The organism is Mesorhizobium sp. C432A, assembly GCF_030323145.1.
Classification (GTDB): Bacteria; Pseudomonadota; Alphaproteobacteria; order Rhizobiales; family Rhizobiaceae; genus Mesorhizobium.
Genome location: NZ_CP100470.1, coordinates 2,142,375 through 2,156,642, shown reverse-complemented (window position 1 = coordinate 2,156,642; position 14,268 = coordinate 2,142,375). Strand labels below are relative to the sequence as shown.

Below are 14,268 nucleotides of genomic sequence, written 5' to 3'. Positions count from 1 at the left end.
GCGACAATTACGCGCAGTAATTTTGCGTGAGCTTTTCCTTGCGGCAGCGGGACGCCCCGCCTATGCTTCCTGATGAACATGATTTCCCCCGAGACGGCCGCCAACAGCAAGCGCGCCTGGTTGAAGATCCTGGCGCGCTACAAGAAGCCCGACCGGCGACGCAGCACTCTTGAACTCGCCATCACCCTTATTCCTTTCGTTACGCTGTGGGCGCTGTCTTCGGCAGCCTATTCCTATGGCCACTGGTGGGGCTTGATCCTGATCCTTCCCGCCGCCGGTTTTCTGGTGCGGATCTTCATGATCCAGCACGATTGCGGCCACGGCTCCTTCTTCGCCAACCGCACTGCCGACGACTGGATCGGCCGCGCGCTCGGCGTGCTGACGCTGACCCCTTACGATTGCTGGCGGCGCGCGCACGCCACCCATCACGCCAGCGCCGGCAATCTTGACGAGCGCGGCATGGGCGATATCAGGACGTTGACGGTTGCTGAATACCGGCAGCTGTCTTGGCGGGGACGCCTTGCCTATCGTCTCTACCGCCATCCCCTGGTGATGTTCGGCCTTGGCCCGATCTGGCTGTTCATCTTCGAGCAGAGGCTGCCGGTCGGCATGATGCGCGGCGGCCTGACGCCCTGGGTGTCGTCGATGACCACCAATCTCGGCATCGCGGTCGCGGCAGCGCTGCTTATCTGGCTGGTCGGCCCCGGCGCTTTCCTGATCGTCCATTTGCCGATCGTGATCCTGGCCGGATCGGCCGGAATCTGGCTGTTCTACGTCCAGCACCAGTTCGAGGAGACGGAATGGGCGAAGGACGAAGAGTGGGAATTCCAGCGTGCCGCCCTGCACGGCTCGTCCTATTATGATTTGCCGCCGGTGCTGAACTGGTTCACCGGCAATATCGGCGTCCATCACGTGCACCATCTCTCGGCCAAGGTGCCGGGCTACCGGCTGCAGGAAGTGCTGCGCGACTATCCCGAACTGCGCGGCATCGGCCGCGTCACGCTCCTCGACAGCCTGCGCTGCGTCAAGCTTGCGTTGTGGGACGAGAACCGCCGCAAGCTGGTCTCGTTTCGCGAAGCGCGGGCCTTGGCCTAAAAGCAATTCCAGCAAAGTGTGAGGCGGTTTTCCGGGCTTTCGCTTGGGAATTCCGTAAGACAAAGAAAAAAACCGCCGCACCGAAGGCGCGGCGGCATCTCCCAAAAACCGGCTCAGGCAGCCTTGCGCTCCTCGCGCATCCAGACCTTGCAGCCCTGATCATGTCAGGCGCCTTTTCGGCGATCATGATGGACGGTGCATTGGTGTTGCCGCCGATGAGCGCCGATTCCTCCCTCGCGCCCGGCGGATATTTCCGTCCGGACAGCCAGGAGAAGGCCCGATCACAGTCTGTAAAGACAGGCGGAATTACCGTCGCGTCAGCTGTTGCGAACGCGCCGCCAGGAGTATTTCGGCCCCTTCGGCTCCGACGCTTCGGTCGGCTGATAGTAAAGGCCCAGCCCGCCTGTGCGGCCTTCTTCGAGGCGCTTCAGCAGAACCGGGTTGGAGATCTCGAACTCGTCGAAGCCGAGGCGCAGCATATGCGGCAGCTGGTCGACGAGCACCTGGCCCGTGGCGCGGACCGCGCCCTCGAAATCGTAGCGGCTGCGCAGCAATTCGCCCTTGGAAAACGAGCGGCCGTCGCTGAAGGCCGGAAAGGCCAGCGCCACCAGCGACAGCTGGTCGAGCAGATCCACGATCTTTTCCAGCTGGTCGCCCGGCAGCAATGCGACGCCCAGCCGCTCCTTGGCCGAGCGCCGCACCTCGGCATCGAGGCCGAGAAATGCCTGCAACGGCAGGATGAAGCGGCCATTGCCCGCCAGTGCATCCGCACTTTCGGCATGTGTCCACTCGTCTTCGCGAAAACCCGTCCGGGTCCAGAGGCGGGTCTCCGCTGTGGTCTGTTCAGTCATAGAAAATTCCTAAAGCCCTAAAAATCGAAAGTCCGCGAAAGCCGGTCCACACGAAACCGGCGGCCTCCGAGCGGAAGCCGCCGTTGCAGGCCAGCCTCACCTGAATATCACCATAGCTTAAAGGGATGCGTCGGTCAGCGACACTTCCAGTCCCGACAGATGGATGCCGCACTCGGTCTTGGCATGACCGGCCCAGCGGCCGCTGCGCGCATCCTCTCCCGGCTGCACCGGCTGCGTGCACGGGAAGCAGCCGATCGACAGATAGCCGTACGCAACCAGCGGATTTTTGCGCAGCGCATGCGCGCGCATGTAGTCGGCCTGGTCGGATGTCGTCCAGTGCGCCAGCGGATTGACGCGTACGCGCGGGCCGACCGCCTCGAACACCGGCAGCGCGGCTCGCGTCGCCGCCTGGAAGCGCTTCCGGCCGGTCAGCCAGGCGCGGAAGGGGGCGACGCCGCGCGCCAGCGGCTCGACCTTGCGCACGTCGCAGCAGGCATCGGTATTGCTCTGGTGCAGATTGCCCGTCGGATCGACCCGCTCGAGCGCCGCGTCTTCGGGCTTGATCACCCTGATGTTGGTCAGCCCGAAATCGGCGACCAGCGCATCGCGATAGCCCAGCGTCTCTTCGAAATGCTTGCCGGTGTCCAGGAAGATGACCGGCAGCGTGCGGTCGACCTTGGCGATCATATGCAGCAGGACGGCGGAATCCGCGCCGAAGGACGACACGGCGGCGATCTCGTCATGAAACAATTCGCTCGCCGCGCGTTCGATGATGTCGAGCGGGCTCAGATGTCCATACAGCGCGTCGAAGCCCGCCGCTTTGGCGGCGATGCTGTCGTCGACGTCGACGATGCGGTCAAGCGGCCTTGGTTTCGCCAGCATAGAGCGCCTCCTTGAACGGCGCGGGACCGACACGGCGGTAGGCGTCGATAAAACGTTCACTGGGACCGAGCCGAAGGCCGAGATAGGTGTCGACGATCTGCTCGATGGCGTCGGTGATCTCTTCCGAAGAGAAGCCGCGGCCGATGATTTCGCCAACCGAGGTGTTCTCGTCGGCCGATCCGCCAAGCGTCACCTGGTAGAGCTCGGAGCCCTTCTTCTCGACGCCGAGGATACCGATATGGCCGACATGGTGGTGGCCGCAGGCATTGATGCAGCCGGAAATCTTGAGCTTCAATTCGCCGATCTCACGCTGCCGCTCGAGCGAGGCGAAGCGAAGCGAAATCTCCTGCGCGATCGGGATCGAGCGCGCCGTCGCCAGCGCGCAATAGTCGAGGCCAGGGCACGCGATGATATCGCTGATCAGGTTGGAATTGGCCGTCGCCAGACCAATATCGACCAGCGCATCATAGACAGCCTTGAGATCGGCGCGCGCCACATGCGGCAGGATCAGGTTCTGCTCATGGCTGACGCGCAGTTCGTCGAACGCGTATTTCTCGGCGATGTCGGCGACCGCTTCCATCTGGCTGTCGGTGGCATCGCCCGGCACCTCGCCGATGCCTTTCAGCGAGATCGTCACCGCGGCATAGTCGGGATGGCGATGCGTCACGACATTCTGGTCGAGCCAATCCGAGAAGCTTTTGGAATCGAGCCGCGCCAGCTTGATCGCCGCGTCGCCTTCCGGCCGGGCGGTCAGTGCCGGCGGCGCGAAATAGGCGTCGATGGCACGGATGTCGGCTTCCGGCAGCTTCAGCTCGGCGTCCTTCAGCTCCTGCCATTCGGCCTCGACCTGGCGGGTGATTTCCTCGACGCCGGTCTCGTGGACGAGGATCTTGATGCGCGCCTTGTACTTGTTGTCGCGGCGGCCATAGAGGTTGTACACGCGCAGGATCGCGGTGCAGTAGGACAGCAGGTCGGCTTCCGGCAGGAAGTCGCGGATCTTGCGCGCCACCATCGGCGTGCGGCCCTGGCCGCCACCGACATAGACGGCAAAGCCGAGCTCGCCGGTGGCGTCCTTCTTCAGATGCAGACCGATATCATGCGTCTGGATGGCGGCGCGGTCGCGCTCGGCCCCGGTCACCGCGATCTTGAACTTGCGCGGCAGGAACGAGAATTCCGGATGCACAGACGACCATTGCCGCAGGATCTCGGCATAGGGGCGCGGATCAGCGACCTCGTCGGCGGCGGCGCCGGCAAAATGATCGGCGGTGACGTTGCGGATGCAATTGCCGCTGGTCTGGATGGCATGCATCTCGACGCTGGCGAGATCGGCCAGGATCGCCGGAATGTCGGACAGCGCCGGCCAGTTGAACTGGATGTTCTGGCGCGTGGTGAAATGGCCGTAGCCCTTGTCGTATTTGCGCGCGATGTGGCCGAGCATGCGCAACTGGGCGCTGTTCAGCGTGCCATAGGGCACCGCGATGCGCAGCATGTAGGCGTGCAGCTGCAGGTAGACGCCGTTCATCAGCCGCAGCGGCCGGAACTGATCCTCGGTGATCTCGCCGGACAGCCGGCGTTCGACCTGGTCGCTGAACTCGGCGACGCGGGCCTGGACAAAATCGTGGTCGAACTCATCGTAGCGGTACATGTTTCGTCTTTCAGGGCGCGTCCGCCCGTATTTTGTTACGCTGCCCGCGCAGCCTGCTTGCCCAGATCTTCCCGGATGGTCGGGCCGGCGGCGCGGATCTTTTCGCGCAAGCGTACCGGCACGACGACGCCATTGATGACTTCAACGTCGATCAGATTGACGTCGACAACCTGATTGTTGGCGTTGGCCTTGGCGCCGATTGCTTCCAGCCTGTCCTCTGCCGCTTGGTCATGGGCAAGGTCGGCATGGTCGACCGTCTCGGCCCAGCCGCCATCGGCGTACCAGACGGCGATGCCGTCGGAGAGGCGGTTTGCGGTCAGTATCTTCATGGCTCGACCTCTGCGTCGGCCGCGTTGGCGGCGCCCTCATAGTTATGGGCCGCGAGCGGCTCGGAACGTTCAAAGTTGGCGCCGGCAACCGCGTCGCCGATGATGGTCATCACCGGACCGGCCAGATCGGCGCGCTCTTCCAGCGACGGCAAATCGGCCAGTGTGCCGTGGAAACGGCGGCGGTTCTGCAAGCTGGCATTCTCGACCACGGCAACCGCCGTGTCCGGCGACAGGCCGGCCTCGATCAGTCGTCCGGCGACTTCGGCGGCGACCGAGCGGCCCATATAGACGGCGACGGTGGCGCCGGAAATGGCGAGCTTGGCCCAATCCGGCAGCGAATTGCCCTTCAGATCATGGCCGGTGGTGAACACCATCGACGAGGAGACGCCGCGCAGCGTCAGCGGCAGCTCGAAGTCGGCGGCGGCGGCAAAGGCGGCGGTGACGCCGGGGACGACATCATAGGCGATGCCGGCATCGCGCAGTGCGGCCATCTCCTCGCCGGCGCGGCCGAACACGAGCGGGTCGCCCGACTTCAGCCGCACGACGCGCTTGCCCTGCCTGCCGAGATCGACCAGCAGCGCATTGATCTCGGCCTGGCTCTTGGTGTGGCATCCCTTGCGTTTTCCGACCGGCAGCCGCTCGGCGTCGCGGCGGCCCATGGCGACGATCGCCTCCGGCACCAGCGCGTCATAGACGATGACGTCGGCTTCCATCAAAAGCCGATGCGCGCGCAGCGTCAGAAGATCCTCAGCACCTGGCCCGGCGCCAACCAACGCGATATGGCCCGAAGCCGGAGCCTTCGACAGCAACAGATCGGCGGCGGCGTCATGCGCCTGCGAAAGCTCGCCGGCTTCGACGGCGCGCGCCGGTGCACCCTGGAAAAAACTGCTCCAGAACTGGCGGCGGGCGTTGCCTTTCGGCAGCAGCTTTTCGGCGGCACCCCGGAACGAGGCGGCAAGCGCTGCCAGCGGCCCGAGCGACGGCGACAGCATGCGGTCGATGCGGCTGCGCAGCATCTGCGCCAGCACCGGACCCGCGCCTTCCGTGCCGATGGCGATGGCGACCGGGGCGCGGTTGACCAGCGCCGGGGTGAAGAAATCGCATAGCTCCGGCCGGTCGACGGCATTGACCGGAATGCCAAGGCGGCGCGCATCGTGGGCGACGCGGCGGTCGAGCGTCTCGTCGCCGCTGGCGGCAAACACCAGGACCGCGCCTTCGAGATGCGCGGCGTCGTAGGGGGCGTCGATACGGATGGCGCCGGTCGTGGCGATGAAGCTCAGCAATTCGGCGTCGGCAACATCGGCAATGATGCGAAGCACAGCACTCGACTGATCAAGTAGCCGCGCCTTGGCCAACGCTTCGCCTCCGCCGCCGACGATGGCCACGGCTTCGCCTTCGACCCGCATGAAGACCGGGAACGCGGTGAGCTTGGGATTGGTGTGCGGCATGACGAACAGATTCCGGAACAATTCGGCAGTTTTAGGCGCGGACGCGAAAAAGCTGAAGGAACCCACTCGCGCATCCCCTGACGGGAGGCAATCGGTTTTCCGCAAGCCAAAGGGCCAAGAGAAAAATATTCCACATCCGCATATCAGGCGGATTCAAGCTGCTGCCGCAGGCCTTGTTCTGCGGCTCTTTTATCCGGCAGGCGGCCAAGCTGCAAAATTGTTTTTTCTAAATTCTACTAATTTAGTAGATTAAAGCCGTCACCTCGGACATTGCTCCGATGGACGTTAGATCGGGCTGGATATGGCTGCGTGCGATCTCGGCGAACGAAGTGGAACGTTCCCGCTTCGCCACGCGTTCTGCCCCTGCCGTAACAGACAATCGTCGGCTGGATTTGAACCTTCAAACAGGAGCCCGCAAATGAGCAAGATCAACCTGAAACATGGCCTTCTGGTCATGGTGGCCGATGGCGAGAAAGCGCTGTTCCTGAAGAACGAGGGCGACAATCTCTATCCGCACCTGCAGCTCTTCCAGGAGATGAACCAGGACAATCCGGCAACGCGCGAACAAGGCAGCGACAGTCCCGGCCGCTACAATGACGGCCCCTCTGTGCATCGCAGCGCGGTTGAGGAAACCGACTGGCACCGGCAGGGCAAGGAACGCTTTGCCGAAGAGATTGCGGACCGGCTCTACAAGCTCGCCCATCACGGCATCTTCGACGACATCGTGCTGGTCGCGCCGCCGCTGGTGCTCGGCACCATGCGCAAGAAATTGCACAAGGAAGTCACTGACAAGGTGCAGGCGGAGATCCCAAAGACACTGACCAACCGCCCGCTGATCGACATCGAGGCCATGCTGCAGGCGGCGTGACGCTCATCGATAATTCGCTATTGGCGCGCGCAGCGGTTTTGCTGCGCGTGCCTTTCGTTTTCGGTGCCTCTGGCCACCAATTTACGTCTTGCGGGTTGCGTCGCCCGCACCCCCTCCACCATATTGAAAAAGGCGGCGGCTTCGGGCGGCGCACACCCGACATTTCCCGAAAGGCGCTCCATAGACAATGCCGCATGACACGCCCCTTATCGCCACCATCGTCGCCGGTCTGGGGCTGGCATTCATCTTCGGGGCGCTCGCCAACCGTTTTCGCATCCCACCGCTGGTCGGCTACCTCGTCGCCGGCGTGCTGGTTGGGCCGAACACGCCCGGCTTCGTCGCCGATGCCGGCCTTGCCAATGAGCTGGCCGAAATCGGCGTCATCCTGCTCATGTTCGGCGTCGGCCTGCATTTCTCGCTGAAGGATCTTCTCTCCGTCCGCGCCATCGCCGTACCCGGCGCCATTGTCCAGATCGGCTTTGCCACCGCGCTGGGCGCCGGCCTTGCCTGGATGCTCGGCTGGTCGATGGGCGCCGGCCTAGTCTTCGGTCTGGCGCTTTCCGTCGCGTCCACAGTGGTGCTGTTGCGCGCGTTGCAGGAGCGACGGCTGATCGAGACCGAGCGCGGCCGCATCGCCGTCGGCTGGCTGATCGTCGAGGACCTCGCCATGGTGCTGGCGCTGGTGCTTTTGCCGGCGTTGGCCGGCGTGCTCGGCGGCCAGCCGCAGGTCGATGACCATGCGAGCCTTTTGTCGCTGCCGGCCAGCTACGGCATCTGGGGTGTCGTCGGGCTCACGCTGGCCAAGGTCGTCGCCTTCGTCGTCGTCATGCTGGTGGTCGGCCGCCGGGTCATTCCGTGGATCCTGCACTATGTCGCTCATACCGGCTCGCGCGAACTGTTCCGGCTGGCGGTGCTGGCGATCGCGCTCGGCGTCGCATACGGCGCCGCCAAACTGTTCGGCGTCTCGCTGGCGCTTGGCGCCTTCTTCGCCGGCATGATCATGAGCGAATCCGAACTCAGCCACCGCGCAGCGGAGGAATCGCTGCCGCTGCGCGACGCCTTCTCGGTGCTGTTCTTCGTCTCGGTCGGCATGCTGTTCGATCCGTTCAGCCTGATGAGCAATGGCTGGCCGATCCTGGCGACGCTGGCCATCATCGTCATCGGCAAGTCGCTGGCCGCCTTCGTCATCGTCATCGCCTTCCGCTATCCGCTGGGAACCGCCTTGATGATCTCGGCCAGCCTCGCGCAGATCGGCGAATTCTCCTTCATCCTGGCCGAGCTCGGCGTCGGGCTGAAACTGTTGCCCGAACAGGGACGCGACCTGATCCTGGCAGGCGCCATCCTGTCGATCCTGGTCAATCCGCTGATGTTCCTTGCCCTCGACTGGATGAAGCCGTGGCTGGACGCGCGCGCCGCCAAGGCAGCACCACCGGAAGAGGCCAAGCCGGTCGGCCCGGCGACGCAGCCCGGACAAGTGGCCTCGGTGGCCGCCGCGGCAAAAGAGAATGGCCCACCGCCACGCACAACGCTTTCGGGCCACACCATCCTGATCGGCTACGGCCGCGTCGGCAGCCTGGTCGGTGCGGCGCTGAAACAGGCATCGCTGCCCTTCCTGGTCATCGAGGACGCCGACAAGACGCTGGCGAGGCTCAGAGACGACGGCGCCGAAATCGTCTCCGGCAACGCGGCCAATGCAGGTGTATTCGCCGCCGCGAATCCGCAGGGCGCCAGGCGATTGATCCTTGCCATACCCAACGCCTTCGAGGCCGGGCAGATCGTACTCAGGGCACGCGCCGCCAACCCCGGCATCAACGTCATCGCGCGAGCCCATTCCGATGCCGAGGTCGAGCACCTGAAGGGGCTCGGCGCCGACACCGTCATCATGGGTGAACGCGAAATCGCCCGCGGCATTGTCGAAGAAGTGCTGGGGCCAAAGCCAATGCCGCGCCCCGAAGCCATTGAACCCTCTCCGGCCTGAGGCTTGCCACAGGCGCATCGATCATCCAACGAAGGCGGAGCCGCCATTGTGCGCGACGCTGGCGAGATACTTTGCCGGCGGCTTGCCAAGCGCCTTCTTGAACATGGTGATGAAGGCGGTGACGGAGCCGTAACCGAGATCGCCCGAAACCTGCTGGACACTCGCACCCGAGGCCAGCTCCCTTATGGCGACGATCAGATGCAATTGCTGGCGCCAGCGGCCGAAGCTCAGGCCGGTCTGCTTCACCACAAGACGGGCGAGACTGCTTTCTGAGAGCGCGACGCGACTGGCCCACTCTGCAAGCGTGCTGCGGTCGGCAGGGTCTTGCGCCAACGCATCGGCGATCCGCCGCAAGCGCGGCTCGGCGGAGATCGGCAGATGCAGCTGCTGGACCGGCATGCGCGGCAGTTCCGAAAGCAGGATCGTGGTCAAGAGCCCGTCCCTCGCCTCATCCTCCTCCACGCGATCGGCCAGCTCGATGATCAGTTCGCGCAACAATGGCGAGATCGACAGCGTGCAGCACCGGTCCGGCAGATCGGCGGCTCCCGGCTCGATATAGACGAAGAAGATCCGCGCATTGGCCGTCGCGATGTTGCTGTGTTCCATACTGCCGGGAATCCACACACCGCAATGCGGCGGCACCATCCACAGACCGCTGGGCACGCGGCAGGTGACGCCACCGCCGAGCGCGAAGACGAGCTGGCCCTTCCGATGCCAATGGGCAGCCACTTCCGCTTTGGTTTCGGTAACGTCGACGCGCACGGCAATCGCAGGTGCCTGCACATCATCGACATCGAAATTGACCCAGGGGTAGCGGAGCGGCTGTCTCATGATTGATGGCTTTTAGCAACTATTCGCCGTGATAGCTAAATTCTTTGATGCGGGGAGTCGATAGACTCTGGTTCGTGGCTGGCATGTCACAAACCGGCAGGAAGGCTTCCCATGCGCGCGCTTGTCATCTCTCCCGAGAGCATCACCCGGATCAGTCTCGCCGAGGTCGAGGACCCTCGGCCCCTCCCCAACGAAGCGCTTGTCTGCGTCCACGCAACCTCGTTGAACCGCGGTGAATTGCGCCTGCTCACCATACGCCCGGAAGGCTGGATACCTGGCCAGGACGTGGTTGGAGTGATCAAGCGGGCGGCAGCCGATGGCTCCGGGCCTGCCGTCGGCGCCCGGGTTGTGGCTTTGGTCGACGAGGCCGGCTGGGCCGAACAGGTCGCCGTTCCGACCGACCGCCTCGCCGTCATCCCGGACGAGGTCAGCTTCGTTTCCGCCGCCACGCTTCCCGTGGCGGGCACGACGGCCCTAAGGGTCTTGCGCCATGGCGGCGACCTCGCGGGACAGCAGGTCCTGATCACCGGCGCGAGCGGTGCGGTCGGCCGTTTCCAGATCCAGCTCGCCCGCGAGCAAGGCGCCGCGGTGACTGCAATCGCCGCCGCCCGGCACGCCGAGGATCTCCGCGGTCTTGGTGCTCACGAGGTCGTCGAGTCGATCGAACTGGCCGAAGGGCCATTCTCTCTGATCACCGAGTCGGTCGGCGGCCAAAGCCTCGCCCATGCCATCGAACGCGTCGCCCCCCGCGGCACCATCGTCATGTTCGGTTCGAGCAGCGGCGAACTCACGCCGGTTGGCTTCAGACAATTCGTTCCGGGCCATGAGGGAGCGGGGCTTCAGACTTTCGCCTACTACACATCCGGTCCAGCCATTGGCGCGGACATCGCCTCGCTGCTCGCTCTGGTCGCGGCCGGCCAGCTGGAAACCCGCGTGTCCATGACCGTGCCGTGGACAGACATCGCCCAGGCCCTGGACGCCTTGCGGCAGCGCAGCTTCAGCGGCAAGGCTGTTCTCACCATCGCCGAATGAGCAGTCTGTCAGCGCTCAGACGTGCTGGCCGCCATTGATGTGGATTTCCGAGCCCGTCACATAGGACGCCTGCTGCGAGCACAGGAAGAAGATGATGTCGGCGACTTCCGAGGTGGCGCCAAGGCGCCTGAGTGGGATCGTCTCCACGATCTTGTCGGTGCCCGGCGACAGGATCGCGGTGTCGATCTCGCCCGGCGCAATCGCATTGACGCGGATGCCGTGCGGGCCGAAATCATGCGCCATCTCGCGCGTCAGCGAGCCGAGCGCCGCCTTCGAGGTCGCATAGGCGGTGCCGGCGAAAGGATGCACGCGCGTGCCGGCGATCGAGGTGACGTTGACGATCGAGCCTTTCGCTGCAGCAAGCTCCTTGAAGAGGCCACGCGCCAGCATGATCGGCGCGAAGAAATTCACCTGGAACACATCGCGCCAGACATGCATCGGCGTGTCGATCGAATCCATCCGGCTGTTGCCGTCCTTGAGCTTTGGCGAGATGCCGGCATTGTTGACCAGAGCGTGCAACTGGCCGCCATGCGCCTCGAGCCGGTGACGGATCTCCGAGACGGCGATGCCGACATCTTCCTGGTCGGCGAGATCGACCTTGATGTGATCTTCCGGACCGGCCGGCCACGGACAATCCTCGGCAAAGGCCTGGCGCGAACAGGTGATGACGCGCCAACCCTCACGCGAAAAGCGCTTGACCGTAGCATGTCCGATGCCGCGGCTGGCTCCGGTCAGCACGATGGTTTTTCTGGTGTCGGTCTCAGCCATGTCTGTCACTCCGGCCGGAGATGTAGCCGAATGCCGCGGAGGTGGCGAGAGGCCGAATTGTCACCGCAGCTCTCATATGAGGAACGGATTGCCAGCTCGCCATTGGTTTGAAGCCAGAATGACGAGCCGCTCAGCCGCCGCCGAGAATATCCAGGATTGAGGTTTTCCGCTTCTTGGCCGGGCCGCCGACGCTGCCCGGCGGTACCGGGTGCTTGATCGAGGCCGTGGTGCCGCCGTCGCCCGGCATGTTGAAACCGTCGGCATCGACCGTTTCGGCCGGACGGCGGACCGGTGCTTGTGCCGGTGCAGCAGCAGGTGCCGGCGCGGCAGCAGGCTCCGAACGGCTGACGGCCACGGCAGGCAACGGCGCCGCCTGATTGTTATCGACTGACGGAATATCGTCGGGCACGATGGTATCTGGAGGCGTCGATTTCCAGGTCCCGGGCAGCGGCCTGACCGGCACGCCTTCATGCGCCGCCACCATGAATTCGTGCCAGGCCTGTGCCGGCAACGCGCCACCGGTGACCTTCTTCATCGGCGTGCCGTCATCATTGCCGAACCATACGCCGGTGGTGAGGTTTGCGGTGTAACCGACGAACCAGGCGTCGCGCGAATTCTGGCTGGTTCCGGTCTTGCCGGCAGACGGCCAGGCGAAGGCCGCCTTCTTCGCCGTGCCGATCTCGACCGTGCCAGTCATCATCGAGTTCATCATGCCGACAATGTTCTGCTTGACGACGCGCGGCGCGCTGCCGCCATTGTCGTCATAGAGCACCTTGCCTTCGGTCGTGGTGATGCGGCGGATGAAATGGATGTCAGGCTTGTAGCCGCCATTGGCGAACGGCACATAGGCCGATGTCAGCTCCAGCGGCGTCACTTCCGAAGTGCCGAGCGCGATCGAGGTGTTGGCGATCAGATCGGACTGGATGCCCATGCGGTGCGCCGCCTCGACCACCGCGTCGGGGCCGACCTCCATGGTCAGCTGTGCCGCGACAGAATTCAGCGATTTCGCCAGCGCGGTCGCCAGCGTCACCTTGCCGAAATACTTGCCGCCGTAATTGTCCGGTGTCCACTTGCCGATCTTGATCGGTGCGTCGTTGCGCACGCTGTCGGGCGTGCGACCAGCTTCCAGCGCGGCCATATAGACGAACGGCTTGAACGCCGAGCCCGGTTGACGGCGTGCTTCGGAGGCGCGGTCGAACTGGCTCGTCGAATAGTCGTAGCCGCCGACCATGGCGCGCACGGCGCCGGAATTGTCGATCGAGACCAGCGCGCCTTGGCTGACATTGAGCTTCTTGCCGCTCTCGTCGATCAGCCGGCGGATCGACTCTTCGGCGAGCTTCTGCAGGTTGAGGTCGACGGTGGTGTCGACGACGATGTCGCTGCGCACGTCGCCGATCAAATCGGGCAGCTCTTCCATGATGGTGTCGGCGACGTAGTTTTCCGAACCGGTCCAGTAGGATGGCGCGCGCGTTGCCGGCGCGCTCATCGCCGAGGCCAGTTCCTTAGCGCTGATCTTGCCTTCGTCGCGCATGGCGGCGAGCACCAGCTGCGAACGCTCCTCCGCCGCCTTCGGATCCCGCGCCGGCGACAGTCGCGACGGCGCCTTCAAGAGGCCGGCGAGAAGGGCCGCCTCCGACAGAGTGACATCGCGCGCGCTCTTGCCGAAATAGCGGCGCGAGGCCGCCTCGACGCCATAGGCGCCGGAGCCGAAATAGACCCGGTTGAGGTACATTTCGAGGATCTGGTCCTTGGTATGCTTGTGCTCCAGCCACAGCGCCAGCAGCACTTCCTGCACCTTGCGCTCCAGCGTGCGGTCGGGCTTCAGGAACAGGTTCTTGGCCAGTTGCTGGGTCAGCGTCGAGCCGCCCTGCGAGAAACGCCGGCCCAGAACATTGGTCACCATGGCGCGTGACAGGCCGATCGGGTCGATGCCGAAATGCGAATAGAAGCGGCGGTCCTCGATGGCGATGACGGCTTCCGGAATGTAGGGCGACATTTCGTGCAGGCCGACCGCCTCGCCGCCGCTCATGCCGCGGTTGGCAAGCAGTTGCCCGTCGACCGAGACGATCTTGATGTTGGGCGCACGGTCGGGGATCGACCAGGTGGTCGCCGCCGGCATCTTGGCGCCGTAATAGACGACGATGCCGGCCACGGCGATGCCGCCCCAGATGCAGAGCACGAAGCACCAGTAGAACATCCGGGCCATCACGCCGAAAAGGCCGCGCCGGGCTTTGCCTCGCTTGCCGCGTGACGATGATTTTGCCTTGGAGGTTTTGCGCGCCGAAGATGATTTGCGATTGGCCGGCACGACCCGATCCTCCTCGTTCACCGAAAAACCGGCCGCGGATTTCGCCTTTGGCGATCCCTCGAAGCTGGGTTCGATGCGACTGTCTCTGCGGTTCGCCATGCGTTGCGCTGTCTTCCCGGTATCAATGGCGCTCGGGTTGGAGGGTAGATGCGGCGGTTTAAGGGCGCGTTAAAGCAGGGTTTATGCACCCTTCTGAAATTCCTTAAGAATTTCTAAAATCCGCTGCCGCCAAC

Annotated in this window: 13 protein-coding genes; 5 read left to right on the top strand and 8 right to left on the bottom strand. The window is 64.2% G+C overall.

Annotated elements, in window-relative coordinates; translation table 11 throughout:
- Positions 1–72: 72 nt before the first annotated feature.
- A complete protein-coding gene (locus tag NLY33_RS10325; RefSeq protein WP_023669767.1) occupies positions 73–1,095 on the top strand; it encodes a fatty acid desaturase in 1,023 nt (340 codons plus the stop codon).
- Between the two features lie 317 nt (positions 1,096–1,412).
- Here NLY33_RS10325 and NLY33_RS10320 read toward each other — a convergent pair whose 3' ends face one another.
- The 5 genes from NLY33_RS10320 to cysG form a co-directional block, all read right to left on the bottom strand.
- Entirely contained in the window at positions 1,413–1,946 is a 534-nt protein-coding gene (locus tag NLY33_RS10320; RefSeq protein ID WP_023669768.1) for a DUF934 domain-containing protein, read from the bottom strand.
- Between the two features lie 117 nt (positions 1,947–2,063).
- Entirely contained in the window at positions 2,064–2,828 is a 765-nt protein-coding gene (locus NLY33_RS10315; RefSeq protein WP_023704211.1) for a phosphoadenylyl-sulfate reductase, read from the bottom strand.
- Positions 2,803–4,473 (bottom strand): nitrite/sulfite reductase, encoded by a 1,671-nt coding sequence (locus tag NLY33_RS10310; RefSeq protein ID WP_023704212.1) that lies wholly within the window; start codon positions 4,471–4,473, stop codon positions 2,803–2,805. The genes NLY33_RS10315 and NLY33_RS10310 overlap by 26 nt, the downstream gene beginning before the upstream one ends.
- Before the next feature lie 35 nt (positions 4,474–4,508).
- Positions 4,509–4,802 carry a DUF2849 domain-containing protein gene (locus NLY33_RS10305; protein WP_023669771.1) on the bottom strand — a complete coding sequence of 98 codons (294 nt, stop codon included), beginning with the start codon at positions 4,800–4,802 and terminating at the stop codon, positions 4,509–4,511.
- Positions 4,799–6,250, bottom strand: coding sequence for a siroheme synthase CysG (cysG, locus tag NLY33_RS10300; RefSeq protein WP_023704213.1), 1,452 nt, complete (start codon positions 6,248–6,250; stop codon positions 4,799–4,801). Before cysG ends, NLY33_RS10305 begins: the two co-directional genes overlap by 4 nt.
- Here cysG and NLY33_RS10295 point away from each other — a divergent pair.
- The 3 genes from NLY33_RS10295 (at position 6,249) to NLY33_RS10285 (ending at position 9,096) form a co-directional block, all read left to right on the top strand.
- Complete coding sequence (locus NLY33_RS10295) at positions 6,249–6,503, top strand: hypothetical protein (RefSeq protein WP_155923307.1); 255 nt, start codon at positions 6,249–6,251, stop codon at positions 6,501–6,503. The genes cysG and NLY33_RS10295 overlap by 2 nt on opposite strands.
- A gap of 165 nt (positions 6,504–6,668) precedes the next feature.
- Positions 6,669–7,118: a baeRF12 domain-containing protein gene (locus NLY33_RS10290; protein WP_023704214.1), complete on the top strand. Its 450-nt coding sequence runs from the start codon at positions 6,669–6,671 to the stop codon at positions 7,116–7,118.
- Positions 7,119–7,305: 187 nt separating this feature from the next.
- Positions 7,306–9,096, top strand: coding sequence for a cation:proton antiporter domain-containing protein (locus tag NLY33_RS10285; RefSeq protein ID WP_023704215.1), 1,791 nt, complete (start codon positions 7,306–7,308; stop codon positions 9,094–9,096).
- 21 nt (positions 9,097–9,117) lie between these two features.
- Here NLY33_RS10285 and NLY33_RS10280 read toward each other — a convergent pair whose 3' ends face one another.
- Positions 9,118–9,927 carry an AraC family transcriptional regulator gene (locus NLY33_RS10280; RefSeq protein WP_023704216.1) on the bottom strand — a complete coding sequence of 270 codons (810 nt, stop codon included), beginning with the start codon at positions 9,925–9,927 and terminating at the stop codon, positions 9,118–9,120.
- Between the two features lie 111 nt (positions 9,928–10,038).
- On the opposite strand from NLY33_RS10280, the gene NLY33_RS10275 reads away from it, so the two are divergent.
- Positions 10,039–10,959, top strand: coding sequence for a zinc-binding dehydrogenase (locus NLY33_RS10275; protein ID WP_023704217.1), 921 nt, complete (start codon positions 10,039–10,041; stop codon positions 10,957–10,959).
- Between the two features lie 15 nt (positions 10,960–10,974).
- Here NLY33_RS10275 and NLY33_RS10270 read toward each other — a convergent pair whose 3' ends face one another.
- Positions 10,975–11,727 carry an SDR family NAD(P)-dependent oxidoreductase gene (locus NLY33_RS10270; RefSeq protein WP_023669777.1) on the bottom strand — a complete coding sequence of 251 codons (753 nt, stop codon included), beginning with the start codon at positions 11,725–11,727 and terminating at the stop codon, positions 10,975–10,977.
- 130 nt (positions 11,728–11,857) lie between these two features.
- A complete protein-coding gene (locus tag NLY33_RS10265) occupies positions 11,858–14,134 on the bottom strand; it encodes a transglycosylase domain-containing protein (RefSeq protein WP_023704218.1) in 2,277 nt (758 codons plus the stop codon).
- Positions 14,135–14,268 lie beyond the last annotated feature (134 nt).